This is a genomic window from Chitinophaga solisilvae (genome assembly GCF_009928525.1).
Taxonomy (GTDB): domain Bacteria; phylum Bacteroidota; class Bacteroidia; order Chitinophagales; family Chitinophagaceae; genus Chitinophaga; species Chitinophaga solisilvae.
Window position 1 is genome coordinate 34,222 of record NZ_JAABOK010000020.1, and the last position, 16,447, is coordinate 50,668.

A 16,447-nucleotide genomic window follows, 5' to 3' on the forward strand; every position below is an offset into this window, starting at 1 on the left:
CGCCTGTACGCTGTTCCTTTCCGGAACAGCGCCATGCCTGTTTCTCCGGTTATCTGAACAGGCCTTTTGTACTGATCCACTTCACATCTTCTTCACTGCTGAAAAAGTAATACCTGCCATCCGGCGTGAGGTAGGAGCAATATTCGTATGTAGACTTATTCACACGCCCGCCGGCATTCTGCGCCGGCAGCCATTTACCGTCTTTTCCCCGGCGCGTGTAGAATATATCTGCCGATCCGTAACCACCGGGCCTGTCTACCGCCGTAAACAAGAGCAGCTTTTCATCGCCTGAAATACAGGGATCATGTTCCATCGCTGCTGAATTCACTGCCGGTCCGAGATTTTCAGGAGTGGTATATTTCCCGTTTACCAGTCGGCTCACATACAGGTCGTCATCTCCATATCCCCCTTTCCTGTAGGAAGAAAAATACATATTCCCATTGTCTGCCAGAGATACAAAATATTCTGTACTGTCGGAATTCACTGCGGTTACATTTTCCGGGGCAGACCACTTTCCATTTCCCAGCGGACGGACAAACCAGATATCGTAATCCCGTGATGTATCCTGCACATCCCGCGGGCGGGTGGAGATAAAGAATATTCTGCCGTCCTTTGTCACAAAAGGATCCGCCTGCGAATACTGTGGCTCGGTAAATGGCGCGGGTGCTGGTTTTGACCAGCGGTCTCCTTCCCAGGTACATTGCAGGATCTGCCACCTGCGGTTGATAGTACGTCCGAAATAGAAAGTATTTCCATCCCGTGTAAACGCTGAGTTGAAATCCAGTGAATCGGCAGACACCATTCCTGGCAGGAAACGCAGTGCGGCGGTATCCGGTAACGGTGACGGATAATGGAAGGGATTATCTGATACGGTATTAAAACAGCATACTACCAACAGGCATATCAGTATGCCACCATAACGGAAATATTGCATAGCAGGGAGGTTTAACGAAAATACGGGAAAATTTACTCCGAATGTAAGCATTCCGGGGGGGATCTGCCTTACCGCTCATCCATCCCCTTTCCATTGTATCCGCGGATATTTACAACACTGAGATCCCATGTAAACAAAATGATGTAAATAACACTTCTAAAACTATCCTATATGTCTCAGACAATGCCCCAGATTAAGCATGTAGTACATCTCATGCTCGAAAACCGGTCCTTAGACAACATATTAGGCTGGCTGTATGCAGACACCGGCAACCAACCTGCAGTCAATCTCCTTGATGTACAGTATCCTCCTGTATACAACGGCCTCACCGCAGCGTTGTATAATGTTGACAAGAACGGCAACAAACACTATGTCACTGTTGCGCCGCCTGGTAATCTAACAGTTCCACCGTTTGACCCCCATGAAGTGTTTAAGCATGTGCACACCCAATGTTACACCCCTTTACAAGGCGGTGCACCTGGTAATACCCCGCAGATGGGCGGATTCTATCTGGACTATGCATCCCGGTTTGACAGTCCGGATGATATCTTGATGGCCTTCTCACCGGCAGATCTCCCGGTATTAAACGGATTAGCCAGAAATTTTGCGGTATGTGATAAGTGGTATGCTTCTGTTCCTTCCCAAACCTTCTGCAACCGCGCTTTTGCAGCTGCAGGTAACTCCGTAGGCCGGCACTGGCTGACAGGCACCACACAAGGCTGGGTAGATAATTCCTTCATGGTAGATTTTACTTTACCAACCCATTGGAATGTATTGTCTGAAAACGGAAAAGATAGCCCGCAGGACTGGATGATCTATTACAGTCAGCTGTGGTGGGCGCACGACTATTGCCTGACCCGCGACCTTTTTAAGGACAACCTGGGGAGCAGCGCATTTGATCCTCACTTCTCTCCGATACAGGAGTTCTACAATCAGGCCATCACAGGTACGCTTCCTGCTTACAGCTTCCTGGAACCAGACTGGGGACTGATGTACTGGAAACTTGGTTTAAACGGATCTGATTATCATCCGCTTGCAAATGTCTGTCCGGGCGAAACTTTTGTTAAACAGGTATATGATGCTCTCTCACAGAGTCCTGCCTGGAAAGAAACATTGTTCATCATTACCTTTGATGAACACGGCGGTACTTATGATCATGTACCCATTGCGCTGAATGCGGCTCCTCCTACCAGTGATCCCGGTGAATATGGTTTTGGCTTCAATACATTCGGGGTTCGTGTGCCTGCCATATTCGTTTCCCCCTGGATTCCTGCAGGCAGCGTATTCCGCATGCCTGAAGGTCAAATACCCTTCGATCATACATCAGTAATTGCCACGGTACTGAACTGGTTTCAGATTGACCGCTCCAAATGGAATCTGGGTGAACGCGTTAACCAGGCTCCTACCTTTGAACAGATCCTTCATCTGAATACACCCCGTACGGATGTGCCTATTGTTACAGCCCCGGTATGTCCTGATCCGGAGCCTTCCATTATGCACCTGAGCGACCTGCACGCTCTCATTATGGCCCGCAGCTGGCAACACCTGGCATCAAAAAGTAAATAATACCTGCATTCCTTTCATAACCAGGCAGTGATGTAGTACATCGCTGCCTGGTTAAATACATAAGCCCTCCTGCAGGAAAATCAGGCGGTTAAAATGTTTTGCCTTCTTTTGACAGCTCGCGTTGAATACCCTGCAGCAGGAGTTCTCCGCTGACTTTCTTCTCTTTCGCTGCCATGGCAGCCAGGCAGCAGTACTGTACAATGTTCATGATGTTGGCGCCTGACAGTTTATGCCGCTGTGCTATCTGCTGCAGATCTATATCCGGTGCAGGTTGCAGCCGGGCAGGAAAAGCCTTTCGCCAGATCTGTACCTGTTCATCCGGCGTGGGATATGGAAAATAGATGATGGACTGAAAGCGGCGGACAAAGGCATCGTCCATATTACCTTTCAGGTTACTCGCCAGAATCACCATTCCGTCAAATGTTTCAATACGCTGCATCAGGTAAGACACTTCCTGGTTTGCATAGCGGTCGTGCGCATCCTTTACCTGCGTACGTTTTCCGAACAGCGCATCTGCTTCGTCGAAGAACAGGATCCAGTTGCGGTAACCGGCTTCTTCAAATACCCTGGCCAGGTTCTTTTCTGTTTCACCGATATATTTGGATACCAGGCTGGAAAGATCAATACGGAATACTGTTTTACCGAATTCCTTGCCAAGTATCGCAGTAGAAATAGTTTTTCCGGTTCCCGGCGGACCATAGAACAATGCGCGGTAACCTGGCCCTACTTTCTTTCCCAGGCCCATATCTTCAAATAGTTTTTTACTATGATGGTGCCATGCGCGCAGGTCCTGCAGCTGGTGCAGGGTTTGCGGATTAAGGATAACGTCTTTCCAGGTGAGCGCAGTTTTCAGCTCCCTCGCAGGGAACTGCGACGTATACATCGGCAGGTATTCACGGCCGGTGGTAAACCAGGTCACCATGGACTGGCTGAGCAGCAGTTTACCACTGATAAGCGGTTCGCCGTCAGGCGGAGTTTCGAGCTGCAATATATTTTTCTGTGAGAAGAAATGGTCCGGGCCGAAAGTATCCTGGAACAGTTCATGTCTTTCCTTCCAGTTATCACCGGCCAGGAGGAAAAGTGCCGTTTCTGCGGTTGGCAGGAAGCCCCGGAACTGGCGCCCTCTTACCCCGCCGATCTGTGGAAAATCGCCCGGTTGCGGCAGGGCTGCCTGTATCACCTCATCGAAGAACCCCGGTCGCAGATGCGGCGCCAGCGCAATGAGCAGCATGTAATGATCCTGGAGGGTGAGTTTATTTTCTGCCACAAAATCGGCCATAGGACCACTGCCGCGGTCCAGCGGGGGTAACAGGGCAATCATCCTGCTGTCATCGCTGAAACACGCCTGTATACGCCTGGTTATCAGTGACGCCAGGGTATGAAAATAATAATCCCAGTTATAGCTGTAAGTACCTTTCTGTTGCTGCGATTGATGCATAAATTAACATATCATACTATCGGTAAAATGTATTAACTCCGCGGGGCAGTATCCGGCGTATGGCTGCTGTCAAAGCGCTTCGCCTGGGCCGCGCCTTCTTCTTCCTTACCTGCTTTCTGCACGGCCTTATCATCTTCCTTCTTCTCCGCCTTCTGTGCTGCTTTATCATCTTCCTTCTTCTCTGCCTTCTGCGCTGCTTTATCATCTTCCTTCTTCTCTGCCTTCTGCGCTGCTTTATCATCTTCCTTCTTCTCTGCCTTCTGCGCTGCTTTATCATCTTTCTTTTCGCTGGCTTCGCGCTGCAGACTACCGCTGCTGAAGAACGGCTTTTCGTGCCCATCAGCCTTTCCGAAGAAAGGTTGTTTTTTCTGGATCGATGAACGTTTGCGTCTGCGAATATTTCTTGTCCGCATAGTGTGACTGATTAATAGTGTTTAAAAATCATGCTGGCTGGTCTGCCGGCTGGTCCTGTGATTGCTGCTGCTGCCCTGCTTCGTGTTTTTTCTGTTCTTCTGCCTGCAATTCCTGGATGAAGGCCTGAAAATCACCCTGACTGATGCGGGCGCGCCACATCTTGAAGAAAAAGGCGTCCTGCATTTTACTATCCAGGGAGGCTTCTGACTTCCGTAATTCAGTCTTCTTGGCTTCAAACTCTTCATACTCTCTGATCTTCACTTCTTCCTCTACGGAATCCATGATAAATGCCTGCATTTCTGCATCCTCTGCATATTTTTCCTTCAGCCCGTTAGCATATTTTGTCGGAGAGAAATCTTCGTCATTGACGGAGGCTTTCATATCACGCGCAATATCTGCGCGCAGCTTGTCTTTAGCCAGCTTGCGTTCTTTCTGTGCGTCTCCGTTGATTCCTCCGTCCAGTGCCGCTTTACCCTGTTCGCCGGAGAAATCAGGTTTTTCTATATTCAGTTTGTCAAAGTCAGGCCGGATCAGGTTACCTTCTTCATCGAACTTAATCGGGAAGTTAACCTTCAGCGCCAGGCCGCTCAGGTCTGCAGAACCTTCTGCCAGCACCCACTCTTTATAATAGAGATTGATGGTAGTCAACCACAGATCAAGATCTACACTGATGCTTCCGGTCAGCCGGAAAATAGCCTTGGGATTCACGGTGATGTACGCCTGTACTTCTTTCAGCTGCAATCCTTTTTCATTATTCCAGGTGGCATCTACCTTACCTCCGGCTTCTCCTTCAATACCAATACCTGCCTGGCCTCCGAGCGAGCCTTTGATCTGTGCTATCAGCACTTCGGCGCCCAGCGAGGCCTTGATTTCCATATATGCTTCTGCAGATGCTTTGGAGCCTATATCTCCGTGAATATCTACCTGTGCATTTTCTATTTCGTTGATATTGGTTTCCTGGAACCCGATAGATAATTCCTTTATCATCAATGGCTGCCAGTTGAACTTGAAATAAGCGCCACCACTGATTTCAAAGAAGATGCTCACACCCGGCACACCTACGATCGGTATTTTGATGGATGGGAATTCTACAATCTTCCTGTTGATGTCTACCCCTTCCCCGAATGGTGATACGTTCTGTATACTGAACTTACCGGCTACCAGCAATTGTTTGTCCGGCGTAAACCTTGCGCTGATAGTGCCTTTACTGCCCTTGAACAGGTCTACGGTCAGTTCTCCGTAACCGAATACAATAACCGCGCCTTCTGTAGGCTCTCCGGAGATCTTGCCCTTTTCATCCACATTACGGTTCGTAAGCCCAAGTTCCAGTTTACCATCGAAGCGGTCTTTCTTATAATCAATCAGGGCACGTACTTCGAAAATGCCTTTCTTGTAGGAGAAGCTGACGGAAGCTCCCAGCCCCGGTACTTTCGGGAAGTCCGGCACGGCAGTTCCAGCCACGGCCATATCCAGCTCTTCTCCTTTTTTGGAGGAAATAGTCACGGTCACACTACCGCCCTTCAGTCCGGGCACCTCGCCCAGCGTGGTTTCTACCGTAATAATGAAGTCGCCGTCCTTGGAAATATTAGCGGCAATTTTCAGCGCTTTGATACCCGGTACGGTGAGGTTGGCATTACCATTCACGGTAATCATGCCATTGGCATAGTCGAAGCTGACCTGCGCGTCTTTTACGCCCTTTACTTTATTGGCGCCGATTCTGGCGGAACCGCCGAATGACCAGCCGCTTTCGCTGCTATAGCCTACGCGCATTTCACCATCGAACTTGGATTTATCGAAGATGAATTTACCGTTGATCGCGAAGCCTTTGGCATCAGAGCTGGCTCTCACCTCTCCTTCTCCCAGCTTGGGAATGTTGAAGTTGACATTACCTGCCAGGTTCAGTTTATTATCTTTTGTGCTGTAACTGATTTCCAGGGAGGCATTGGTGATGCCGAATATTTTCGGGAAGTTCTTCGTCAACACCGCCAGCGGTACATCTGCAGAGAAGCTGAGTTCTCCTGCGCCGATAGAAAAGTCTATCGTCATACCTTTGAACAGATCGATGCTTGGCTCAATTACCCCTGTCACTACCAATCCGCTTTCATCCAGGTCAATATCATTGATCGTAACAGGACTCAGCCCTTCAAACTTGGTGAAGGTATTTTTCTTAAACGCTTTGGTGGTCTGAATGAAATAGGTGTTGAGCCTGCCGGGTATTTTCTTGAGTGTAAACTCCAGTTCGTCGCCGGCTTTCATTTTCTTTGTAAATTTCTTGTTCAGTTTAAATTTGATCAGGCCATCAGCATCTGTACCACGGATGGTATCCAGGTTATTGCTCTGCATATCCAATCCCTGATAGAAGTCTGCAAATGTCTGCGGAGCAGGATACTTTAATTTTTTAGAGGATCCCAGTTTATTGCTGACATAGATCATGGCCTCATCCGGGCTACCTTTGGCTTCATCCACTTCTTTCGCCGTCATGGGCTCCAGTTTCAGCAGTTGCTTACCAGCTTTGATTTCTTCAAAGCTCCAGCGGATATCTCCTTCCGGTATATTACCAAGGTCCTTGTTATCGATGGATGCATACTGCTGAAAATAGCTGCTCATCACATCTTCCACGCTGGGTATTTTGGTAAACAGGGTAGCCTGTTGTTTATTCAGGTCTGTAAACAGCTCCAGTGCAGCTTTCACACGTTTCTTCCGTTCTCCCTTAATCAGGTTACCGGATGCCATATTGGCCTTGGCAGACAGGAGCTCATAGTTTTGCGGTGTATTTTCAGGCTGGTCAGCGCCCCCCAGCTGCATTTCCACGATATGATCCACCTGATGTGCCTTCGGTTTACCGTTTCGGTCCCACTTAGGATTGTAGCACAATTTGGCTATTTGTTCCGGTGTGCCTATTACATGGAAGGAGGCCTTGCCGGACAGTTTGAGGTAATAAATATCTCCTGACTTCGCTGCAAATCCCGGTTTCTTTTCCAGTTCCTGCACATGTCGGAATACGGCAGGATTCACGAAGGCAGCTACTGCCAGGTCCCAGCCTTTGGACTGTTTGGTATCCGGCCGGCCCTTGACGGAAAGCAACGGCAGTTTGAATTTAGCGGCATTTCTCTTCTTCAGCGCCGGCAGGGAGATGGCAGGCATGTTCACCTGTTCATTGGTGAGTGCATATTGTTCATTGTTGCTTTTAACGGTGAAGGAATTATTATCAGCGCCTGGTGTTACATCTGCCAGGAGTATTTTATAGGATGGTGTAGCGCCTGCAGCCGGTGTAGCCTTCTGTATAGCCCATCCGGCCTTTTTACGGCCTACGCCGCCGGCCTGCTGCACTGTATGTGTCAGCTCGTGCGCCAGCAGATGTTCACCAGCGGGTGTATCCGGTTTGTATTCGCCTTCATTAAAATAAATATCTTTTCCGTGTGTGAACGCGCGTGCATGGAGGTCATCACTCATCTGCGCTGCAGCGGCCCCGGTATGGATGCGTACATCGCTGAAATCATTTCCGAAGGAAGACTCCATTTTATCGCGGGTAGCTTCCGGTAATGGTTCTCCGCTGCCTTTGGAAGCATCCAGCTGGGATTCAACGCCGGATGGAGCTTCAGACGGATCGCCGGAACTTTTTGCCTGCAGCGGTGTTTCCATGGCGCCGGCAGCATGCGCGCTGTTCTGCTCCATCGCAGTCGGACTTTCAAAGGCGCGCTGTCGCTGTGCGGCCCGGAAGCCGTTGTGCAGCGGCTTTTTCTGAATGCCTTCATCATCGCCTCCCTGGGGTGCGCCGGCAGCGGCGGCGGGAGCTTCCTGTACCACTTTATCTGCCATGGCGTCTGCTTCCTGTTCGTACACATCATCGGCAGGATGTACTTTCAGCTTAGCCTGCACCGGGGAGGTACCGGTAAAAAACGGAGCGCCTGTATCTGATGCATGATCAAAACCTCCTGCTCCCGCCCTGGCAAAGAACGGATTGGCAGTAGCCGTACGTTGCGGCTGCCGGGCAATTGCAGGAGATTTCTGATCAGCAGATTTCATATTTTCTTATTTCTTCTTTTTAAATATCAGCCACAGGAGGATAATCAATGCAGCGATGATGACCCATACCAGCCATACAGGCAGGCCGTGCGCAATCAGCCAGCATTTTATCTTTTCCCAGAAATTTGTATGATTGCTGTAACAGTTCAGCTGGCTGGCATCGCCATCCAGGATTTTCACATCCCCGATGCTGATCGTACCTTTACCTTCCAGCTTACCATCGATGGTAATCACATAGGTACCGTCACCCTTGTCCACTACATTGTTGACTTTAGCGCCGGGGAAGTTCACGTGAATACTTCCTGCCCAGCCCGGACCCCAGTATAATCCGTTGCCTGCGCGGGGCCTGATGGTGATAACCGTCTGACCGGCGCCGTTTACGACTACGGAAACGCCTGACTGTGACAGGTCTACATCTTTCTGCGCCACGTTGTAGTTACCGGATTCATAGCGCATAATTTTACTTACGATGGAATCATCTGCCTGTACATAGAACAACACCTGGTAGTTACCGGATACTTGCAGTTTGGGGAAGCTGCCTGTATATGTACCGGATGTACCATCGTAGGTCAGGGTGATTTCACTTACCTTATCTGCGAGCTTTGCTGCGATGGCAGTATCACGCAGCAGTTCTGCCAGCTTCTGTGCAGATGGGGAACCGGGATCGGTAGTATCAGGATTGTTGTATTCACCGCCCGCAGTGGCCAGGAAGTTACCGATATCTACGCCGGGAGCCAGCTGTACGGCCTTTACTACTGCATTCTTTACATCCACGCCTGCGCGGGTGAGCCTTACACTCGGACGAACTACATCTCCTACATGTTTCGCTTTATCCCCGAGAGAATAATCGAGATGAACGAGGTGATCGTCTACCGTAAAGGACAGGTAATAAGCAGGCGCTTTAGCGGTGCCGCCATCAAACGAAGAATGAGTAGCGCTGTTATATCCGCCCTGTTGTCCGACTACTGTCCAGACGCCTTCCGGTTTTATATCTGCCCGTTCTGAAATCGGGAAGTCTACCACCAGCGTACGGAATCCGATGCCTGAAAACTGGCGTGCATACGGCAGTACATCCAGGCTATCAATTTTCAGCGATTCGATACCATCTTCATAGGAAGGAGAAGATACCAGGGTGATAAACACTTTGCTGATTCCTTTATTGACAGTGAATTTTTCCTTGAACTTCCATACATAACCGTCACGGGTATATTTATTTCTTCTCACGTCCACGAACTGCGGGCTGGATTCCTTCTTGATCCTGTTAACCATGGCATCAAATGCTTCCACCATTTTGGTGATGTCGTTGGCGCCGATTGTTTTCAGGGTGAGGAAGCGGTCCGTCTGGTGTTCGGCGATGGCTTCCAGCATATTCAGATAGCCTTCCGCGTTACCCAGACCGATGGTGTAGGTAGTGATTCTGCCGCTGTCATTCAGGTTTTTCTTTCCAACGGTCACCTGCGGGCTGTCTGACCTTACGAGGTCGCCGTCATTCTGTTCTCCATCGCTGAAGACGAACATAATTTTGCTGTGGTCGTCTTTATTCTTCAGCATTTCAGCTGCAGCAGCCATACCATCGCCGAGAGCTGTGCTACTGCCGGGATTATGACTGGCTACTTCCGTCTGAATCGCGAGTGCATTTACCGGTAGAGATACCAGTCCTCCATTAAATGGTGCGTTAGGTTTAAACACTGTATTTTCAAAGTAGCGGTAGCCAATAGAATCTTTATCAGTACAGAATTCCTTTAACTTGGCAGCGAGCAGGCCCACGCCTGTTATCAGACCTTTCCAGCGGGAGGAGTCTACCACGGATGGCCACGAGCCGTTAACATTACCGGACATACTGCCGGAGCGGTCCAGTACCAGGGCAATATCAATGGTATTACGTACAACGATTTTCACTTTCTGTTCGATAGCCGATTCAGCGCCTATGGTTACACCTACGCTGAAAGTAGCCGTATAGGCGGTATTGGTATTGATGGTCATGAGGCCCTGTGTATCGTCCGTGAATACCGGGAAAGTGCAGGGTCGCGCTGGCGCCGTAGGGCAACCCTTGGCGGTGATGTACCATGATTGGGCGCCCGCAGGTGCGCCCGCACCGGGATCAAAATCCACTATCTTATCACCCTGTCCCTTTACCAGGTACAGCGTAATGTATTCGCCTTCTGTTACAAATCCGTCGGGTTTATTAACAGGAAAATCTGCTCTTGCCGTCGTTGACAACAAAAGCAGCCATACAATGGATGCCATCATGCATCGAAACAGATGAATTGTTTTTTTCATGATTCTTATTTTTGAGGTTATTTGTTCAGCTTCAAATGATGCCCGGCCATTCTGTTCGCAGGAGCCACGGCATCCAGGGATGTTGTATCATGCCGATACCCCAGGGCAGTTTCTCCAGTAACAGGTCGATAGCCTGTGCTTCTGTCAGCAGCAGCCATTCTCCGTTTTTGCCGGTCAGCTTTCCGTTGCGCAGCAGGAAACCTTCTCTCAGCCCGTCTTCGGTTGTATTACCGATAGCCTGCCAGTAGCTGATGGCTGCCCGCAACATCGCCAACCCTTCCTCCAGCTCCGTTTCCGTCAGTATTATTTCAGGTATAATGGCAGCAGGCGGCAGACCGCATAATATCTTTGCCATAGTCAGTTCCCAATCAGGTGTACAGGGTTTCGCATTCGCAAGAAAAGCAGTCAGCATCACTGCCCGCCATTGCTGTGCCGCACTGCGAAACTGCCCGTCTGCCGTATATTCCAGCGCCTCGAACAAGGCAGGCAGAAAGGCTGCAACAATAACCAGACCTGCATCCGGAATATATACCGCCGCTGTTTCATCCGGCGTGTATTCAAGACCGTTATCATCACCTGGTACCGGTGTTATTTCCGGAGCAAGCGGACTTTCCGCTGCAGCATGAGGCACCGGTTCATTATTCGTGTATTCCATTACGTTATCATTTACATTTTCCCGTTGCTGCAGGAGTATCGCCAGGGACTGCTCAGAGAGCCGGGACAGCAGCTGTTTTACAGCATTGTCCTGAAGTCCGGATAATACGGCCGGCCCTTTAACAGCGGCCACCTGCAGCGCCTGTACCAGCGACACTACCGGTAACGGGCAAACCAGGGATGTCTGCCCGTTCATACCGGTGTGCATGATGAGTATCCAGGCGGACAACTGTTCTATCCAGTGTTCGCCGGGAAACTGACGGATCAGCAAATCCAGCAGCTGTACCAATCGTGGTGATAATGAGGGAAAAGAAAATTCATTTATCAGCAGTTGCTGCCACATCAGACGTATGGCTGCATCTGAAGCCCGCAACCGGTGTATCAGGCTGCCCAGTAAAACAGACAGCTGTATATCCGTTTCAGATAATACTGCTGCGGCAGTAGTGATCTTTGTAATAAATTCCGGTGTAAAAACAGTTGTCAGTCTGCGTACCGCCGGCGCAGTAGTCAGCACCTCCCGGATGATCCGGATAATACTGGTACGATGCGGACCTTCCAGCGCCTGCAGCAGTACTTCTTCCCACCACGATACTGAGGGAACCGGTAATGCATGCCAGGGCAGTGTTCCGGTTTGGAGATACAGGCTCCAGCTTTGCCAGTGGCGCATGGCCGGGGAAGTACGCATTACATTTTCATCGCCGGGCGCCTGGCCATATGGCTGTGCCGGCAACAGATCCTGCAGGGCTTTCAGCAGCAGGGCCACCAGCCTGTCTGCCAGCAGGTGTTGTTCTTCTTCCCACCTGATAACACCCATGTCTACTTCCACCTTCTGCAGGGTAATCATTTCTTCTTCTCCCGCCAGCCGGTCCAGATTATCAGATAAAAGTGGCAGGGCACTACGGGAAAGCATATCCGAAAATTTTTCTGCTACGGCATGAAAGGCACTGCTGTCGGACAACGACAGTTCTACAAATTGCTGATGAATCAGATGCCTGTTCATATTTCACTGGTTTTAATATTCGCCGCGCAGCCGCAACATATCATGAATACTGTTGACAATACGCACCATTCCTTTTTTGGCACTCTGGATGTTTACCTCTGTAGCGGCTGGATTACTGACAGTGCTGACCCAGCTCTGGTATGCCTCTTCGAATTCAAACATTTTGAAGATATTCAGCCAGACTACGCGTACCTGCAACCAGGCAGGCAGTTCTTTGCGGATGACGGCAGCAGCTACTTCCTGGTAACCGGGGTCACCGAAACGCGGACCGGCGCCGGGTAATACGGCCATCACCTGCGAGGAGTACATATCTTCGTTAAAGCCTTCTGCGATAGCGCCGTTCACCTGCGGGATGGTAAGCAGCTCATCCTGCAGACCACCGGTAACATATACCTGCGGACGCAGCAGCAGCATTTCCACCAGGTGCATACCTTCAAGCGGCAACCACTGCGCCGCCAGATAGGCAGCCAGCGCTGTAGCCGCGGCGAGTGCCGCCGCTGGCGAAACAAACAGCACATTATTGGAAACTGCTATCAGCTGCTGTTCATCATTCAATAATACGTAAGAGTAGGCGCCCGCCTTCTCCTGAATCTGATAGTTCCCGATGTTTCCTCCCCACTGGATAACAGCTGTGGCGGCATCTTCCGCTTCATATCTGAAAGCATAATTGTTATTAGGACTGTTCACTACCTGTAAAGGATTACCATTGTTTACAGTAAACCCGAACGGGCCTCCGCCGGTAATGGAAAAAGGTCCGGCAGGGCTGTTCGGATTTTTCCAGCGGCGTTTACTGAGATTATCCGGGAGATGTAACAGGTGTACCAGCTTCTGCTGAACAGTAGCGGTATTGGTTGAATTCCAGGAAACCTTTGAGTAGTCAAAAGCCTGTAACCTGGCTGTAGCAAGAGCAGGCAAGCTGATAAGAAAATTATACTTGGCGGTATTCAGCGCTGCGCCAGTGAGGTTATTCCAGCTGCCATAATAGCGGAAATCCTCTCCCAGTCTTGCCAGCAGATGATCCAGCATCAGGCTTCGGCGCAGCTGGTTTTCCTTGTTGTCTGTCAGCAATGCAGTATCGTATCCGGCTTTCAGGTAGCTGTCATAAAAAGGCAGCGCCTGGCGGAGATTCACCGGAAATCTTGTTTCTGTGCCAACATTGGCTACAGACAGCAGTTGCATGCTATGCTGCCATTGCGATTGCATATTGGCAAGCAGTTGTTCGAAGAAGAAAAGGTATCCCCGCATCTGGGTGTTGACAGCTGTTTTCTCCTGGAGAGACAACTGGTAGCAGTCCGGCAGCTCATATTGCACCGGGTAGTACGCAGGAATCAGGGGAATCTGCACCGCATCGGCCCCTGTATCTGCCGGAGGCAATGCAGCGGGTAGTGCAGCAGGTGTATTCTTAAGAACATTGAAGCGGTTGAATACATCGCTGATGCTGAAAGATTTCATTACACCACGTTGTCTGACGGTTATAGCAGATTTGAAAATGTTGAGCCTGGGGCGCCAGGAAATGTCTTCCAGCAGCCGCAGGCAGTTTTCTTCACTGTTACCGGCAATTTTATTATTGATATAGCTCTGTAAGGAGAGGTTGAAAATAGCGATGATATTGGGATTACGGACCTGCTGTTTTCCTTCCAGCATGATATGCAGAATATCGGACAGGAACAGGCAGCAGCTGGGTGATTGCAGCAGTTGCCTGTCAGAAAGATACCCGTGCAACAGCTCAGGGCCTTCAAAGCTGTCAGCTAAATTTTGCGGGTCCGGAGTTTCGAAGAGAATGACCGGGCTGATAAATTTATCTACCACATAAAAAATCTCTGCCAGTACTGGTTCGATCTCTATCCCTGGTGTCAGCTCCAGATCGCACTGAAGACCTATTTCAATAATTTTTACGGCGCTGAGCTGGAAGAAATCTTCCGCGAGGTTACGGTGTGCCAGCAATAACTTCCGGATATTCAGGGAAAGTGTCCATGCCTGGTTAATGATTTTATTGTACACCGGTACAGGTCCTGCGATCTTATCTTTCAGGTAATTTCCGAATTCTGTTTCCACATTCGCGCGTTCCAGCCCGGTGGCCATTTCGGTATTGATGCGGAGTATAACGTTTACGGTTACACTGGGACCTCCAAGGTCAATTTTCAGTGTGGCAAAATATACACCGGGAGCAGCAACATCCGGCACCAGACCGGTAGTGAGGGTAATATTCGTAATCGCCAGGATACTTCTGAAAGCGATTGCTTCCACATCAGTGGAATCCCAGGTAAAGGAAAAGATCAGGTCGGCCCAGTAGGTTTTCTGTGTACCGTTAGGAAGGTTCAGCGTACGGGGAATAGAGAGGATATTGCCGTTGAGTTCTCCCAGGTTTTTATCCGGCGCCCATTGCAGCAAAGCGTTATAGATACCCCGTATGTTGATGGATTTGCCGGCAGTATAGTTGTAAACATTATTCTTCAGAAACAGCGGAGGTACGTTACCGTTAGTCAGCGGTGTCAGCCAGGCATTACTGACGGTATCCTGGTCAACCAGAAATTTCTTCCAGTCCAGCAGGGTTACCGGCGCATTGAAGAGTATATCCTGCGGCTGGAAAAAATCCGTCTGTAGTGCGTCTTTTTCCCGCAGCAGCTGCAGCAGTTCTGACACGGAGAGGTTGCTGAAATGCAATTGTTCCGTGAGCGCGTAACAGAGTGCTTCCAGGGTGGTGATGCCCGGATCGTGTTCATTATGGTCCGTCCATCGCCTTCCGGAGTAGCCGGTAATCATTTCCATGGCGGCGGCGCGCAGGGAGCTGTAATCGGTATCTCCGGCCACTGCTTCAACAGGCTTGATAAATGGAGGGATCAGCTGATTCATGCAGCAGTTGTTTTATTCAGTTTTCCGTTGGTATTTACAGGGGCGTCGCTGCCGGCGTCCAGTTCCAGCAGTTGAGGTCCCAGCTGGTTTTGCAGCTGATGGATGAGGCGGTGTACCTGTATATAAGGCAGGTTTCCCAGTGCGCTGAGAATCATATTGGCTTCATCCAGGGTAATTTCGAGTTTCAGTTGTTCAGGCATTGTCGGCAGTTTTTAATTGTTGCAGTTGCTGTATTTTCTCATCCAGTTCACGTACGGCGTTGATAACCACATAGATCAGCGGGCTGGTATCCAGCAGGAGCATATCTTCAGGGAAGCGTTCATCGCCGGCATTGCCAAGGCGTTTCACCATGTAAGGCATGACTGCTTCCACCTGCTGACCTATCAGGCCAATCTGTTCCACGTTATCCTGCGTACCCCCTTTACCGTTATACTTAAAATTGACCAGCCGGAGCGCCTTTAGTTTTTCCAGTCCGTCATGGAAGTCCTGTATATCTTTTTTTGTACGCTCGTCGGAGGTAGAGAGCCAGTTGGCGCCACCCTGTGACTTAATGGCGTTACCATATACATGCAGGGACAAGGTATCTGCTGTTGGCGCCGCCGGTGTCAGCGGAATGGTATTGCCTCCGAGCACCAATCTGCCGGCGGGATTGAATTCTGCGAAGGAAACATCATTGGCGCTGAAGGTGATGGCCTGCCCGGTGATGGTATTGATGAACACCGATCCGTTCTGGTTCTGTCCGAATCCGTAGTTGGCTTCCGGGCTGCCCCCGTTGGTAGCCAGCAGGCGTACACGCTGATGAAAGAACAGTGCGCGGCCTGCATTACCGCCTATATGAGAGCCTATAACGGCATTGCCTACACGCCCTTTGGTGACGGTACCTGCGGCGCCTACCTCGAAATCATCCGTCATGGTGATAGGTGAAGGACCGAGGTTAACGCCTACCCTGCCCCGGTAGGCAACATCAGGCTGATTGGAAGGTGGTTGTGAAGCCAGCGGGGCGAAACCGCTGCCTACGCCTTTCCATTCCGTTCCGTTGTAAAATTGAATTTCTCCGCCTAAAAAGCGCATGGAGCCGGCAGCCGGAGTTGCGCTGAAAGTTCCCAGCGTGAAATTGTCAGCTTTAATCCCGCTGACCGGATTAAAGCTGAATCCGTCCTGCGAACGGTGAACAAAAGAATCAAACAGATCACCGAAATCAATTCCATTCGGGCGGGCGCCATCCCGGAATATTGTTTTCAAATCTGGCCTTGGTCTTTCCATGATATTATATTTTTAGGAG

10 protein-coding genes are annotated in these 16,447 nt (G+C 50.1%); 1 reads left to right on the top strand and 9 read right to left on the bottom strand.

The features are described from left to right. Positions 1-49: 49 nt before the first annotated feature. The gene (locus GWG06_RS27385) at positions 50-934 is read right to left on the bottom strand and encodes a TolB-like translocation protein (RefSeq protein WP_160717566.1); all 885 of its coding nucleotides are present in this window, start codon (positions 932-934) and stop codon (positions 50-52) included. A gap of 171 nt (positions 935-1,105) precedes the next feature. On the opposite strand from GWG06_RS27385, the gene GWG06_RS27390 reads away from it, so the two are divergent. Beyond that, a complete protein-coding gene (locus GWG06_RS27390; RefSeq protein WP_160717568.1) occupies positions 1,106-2,500 on the top strand; it encodes an alkaline phosphatase family protein in 1,395 nt (464 codons plus the stop codon). An 88-nt stretch (positions 2,501-2,588) separates the two neighbouring features. Here GWG06_RS27390 and GWG06_RS27395 read toward each other — a convergent pair whose 3' ends face one another. From GWG06_RS27395 to GWG06_RS27430, 8 genes are read right to left on the bottom strand one after another with little or no spacing between them, the layout of a single operon-like run. Further along, positions 2,589-3,938, bottom strand: coding sequence for an ATP-binding protein (locus GWG06_RS27395; RefSeq protein WP_160717570.1), 1,350 nt, complete (start codon positions 3,936-3,938; stop codon positions 2,589-2,591). Between the two features lie 32 nt (positions 3,939-3,970). After that, positions 3,971-4,351: a hypothetical protein gene (locus GWG06_RS27400; protein ID WP_127035808.1), complete on the bottom strand. Its 381-nt coding sequence runs from the start codon at positions 4,349-4,351 to the stop codon at positions 3,971-3,973. 28 nt (positions 4,352-4,379) lie between these two features. Further along, entirely contained in the window at positions 4,380-8,378 is a 3,999-nt protein-coding gene (locus GWG06_RS27405; RefSeq protein WP_160717572.1) for an eCIS core domain-containing protein, read from the bottom strand. A 6-nt stretch (positions 8,379-8,384) separates the two neighbouring features. After that, positions 8,385-10,658 (bottom strand): vWA domain-containing protein, encoded by a 2,274-nt coding sequence (locus tag GWG06_RS27410; RefSeq protein WP_127035812.1) that lies wholly within the window; start codon positions 10,656-10,658, stop codon positions 8,385-8,387. 31 nt (positions 10,659-10,689) lie between these two features. Further along, positions 10,690-12,312, bottom strand: coding sequence for a contractile injection system tape measure protein (locus GWG06_RS27415; RefSeq protein WP_160717574.1), 1,623 nt, complete (start codon positions 12,310-12,312; stop codon positions 10,690-10,692). Between the two features lie 12 nt (positions 12,313-12,324). Further along, the gene (locus GWG06_RS27420) at positions 12,325-15,165 is read right to left on the bottom strand and encodes a hypothetical protein (protein ID WP_160717576.1); all 2,841 of its coding nucleotides are present in this window, start codon (positions 15,163-15,165) and stop codon (positions 12,325-12,327) included. Then, entirely contained in the window at positions 15,162-15,365 is a 204-nt protein-coding gene (locus GWG06_RS27425; protein ID WP_127035817.1) for a hypothetical protein, read from the bottom strand. Before GWG06_RS27425 ends, GWG06_RS27420 begins: the two co-directional genes overlap by 4 nt. Continuing rightward, on the bottom strand, positions 15,358-16,428 hold the full coding sequence (locus GWG06_RS27430; protein WP_160717578.1) for a tail fiber domain-containing protein: 1,071 nt from the start codon (positions 16,426-16,428) through the stop codon (positions 15,358-15,360). Before GWG06_RS27430 ends, GWG06_RS27425 begins: the two co-directional genes overlap by 8 nt. Positions 16,429-16,447: the final 19 nt, after the last annotated feature.

Coding starts and splice junctions, on each gene's coding strand:
- GWG06_RS27385 (WP_160717566.1), bottom strand. CDS start 934: ATGCAATATTTCCGTTATGGTGGCATACTGATATGCCTGTTGGTAGTA.
- GWG06_RS27390 (WP_160717568.1), top strand. CDS start 1,106: ATGTCTCAGACAATGCCCCAGATTAAGCATGTAGTACATCTCATGCTC.
- GWG06_RS27395 (WP_160717570.1), bottom strand. CDS start 3,938: ATGCATCAATCGCAGCAACAGAAAGGTACTTACAGCTATAACTGGGAT.
- GWG06_RS27400 (WP_127035808.1), bottom strand. CDS start 4,351: ATGCGGACAAGAAATATTCGCAGACGCAAACGTTCATCGATCCAGAAA.
- GWG06_RS27405 (WP_160717572.1), bottom strand. CDS start 8,378: ATGAAATCTGCTGATCAGAAATCTCCTGCAATTGCCCGGCAGCCGCAA.
- GWG06_RS27410 (WP_127035812.1), bottom strand. CDS start 10,658: ATGAAAAAAACAATTCATCTGTTTCGATGCATGATGGCATCCATTGTA.
- GWG06_RS27415 (WP_160717574.1), bottom strand. CDS start 12,312: ATGAACAGGCATCTGATTCATCAGCAATTTGTAGAACTGTCGTTGTCC.
- GWG06_RS27420 (WP_160717576.1), bottom strand. CDS start 15,165: ATGAATCAGCTGATCCCTCCATTTATCAAGCCTGTTGAAGCAGTGGCC.
- GWG06_RS27425 (WP_127035817.1), bottom strand. CDS start 15,365: ATGCCTGAACAACTGAAACTCGAAATTACCCTGGATGAAGCCAATATG.
- GWG06_RS27430 (WP_160717578.1), bottom strand. CDS start 16,428: ATGGAAAGACCAAGGCCAGATTTGAAAACAATATTCCGGGATGGCGCC.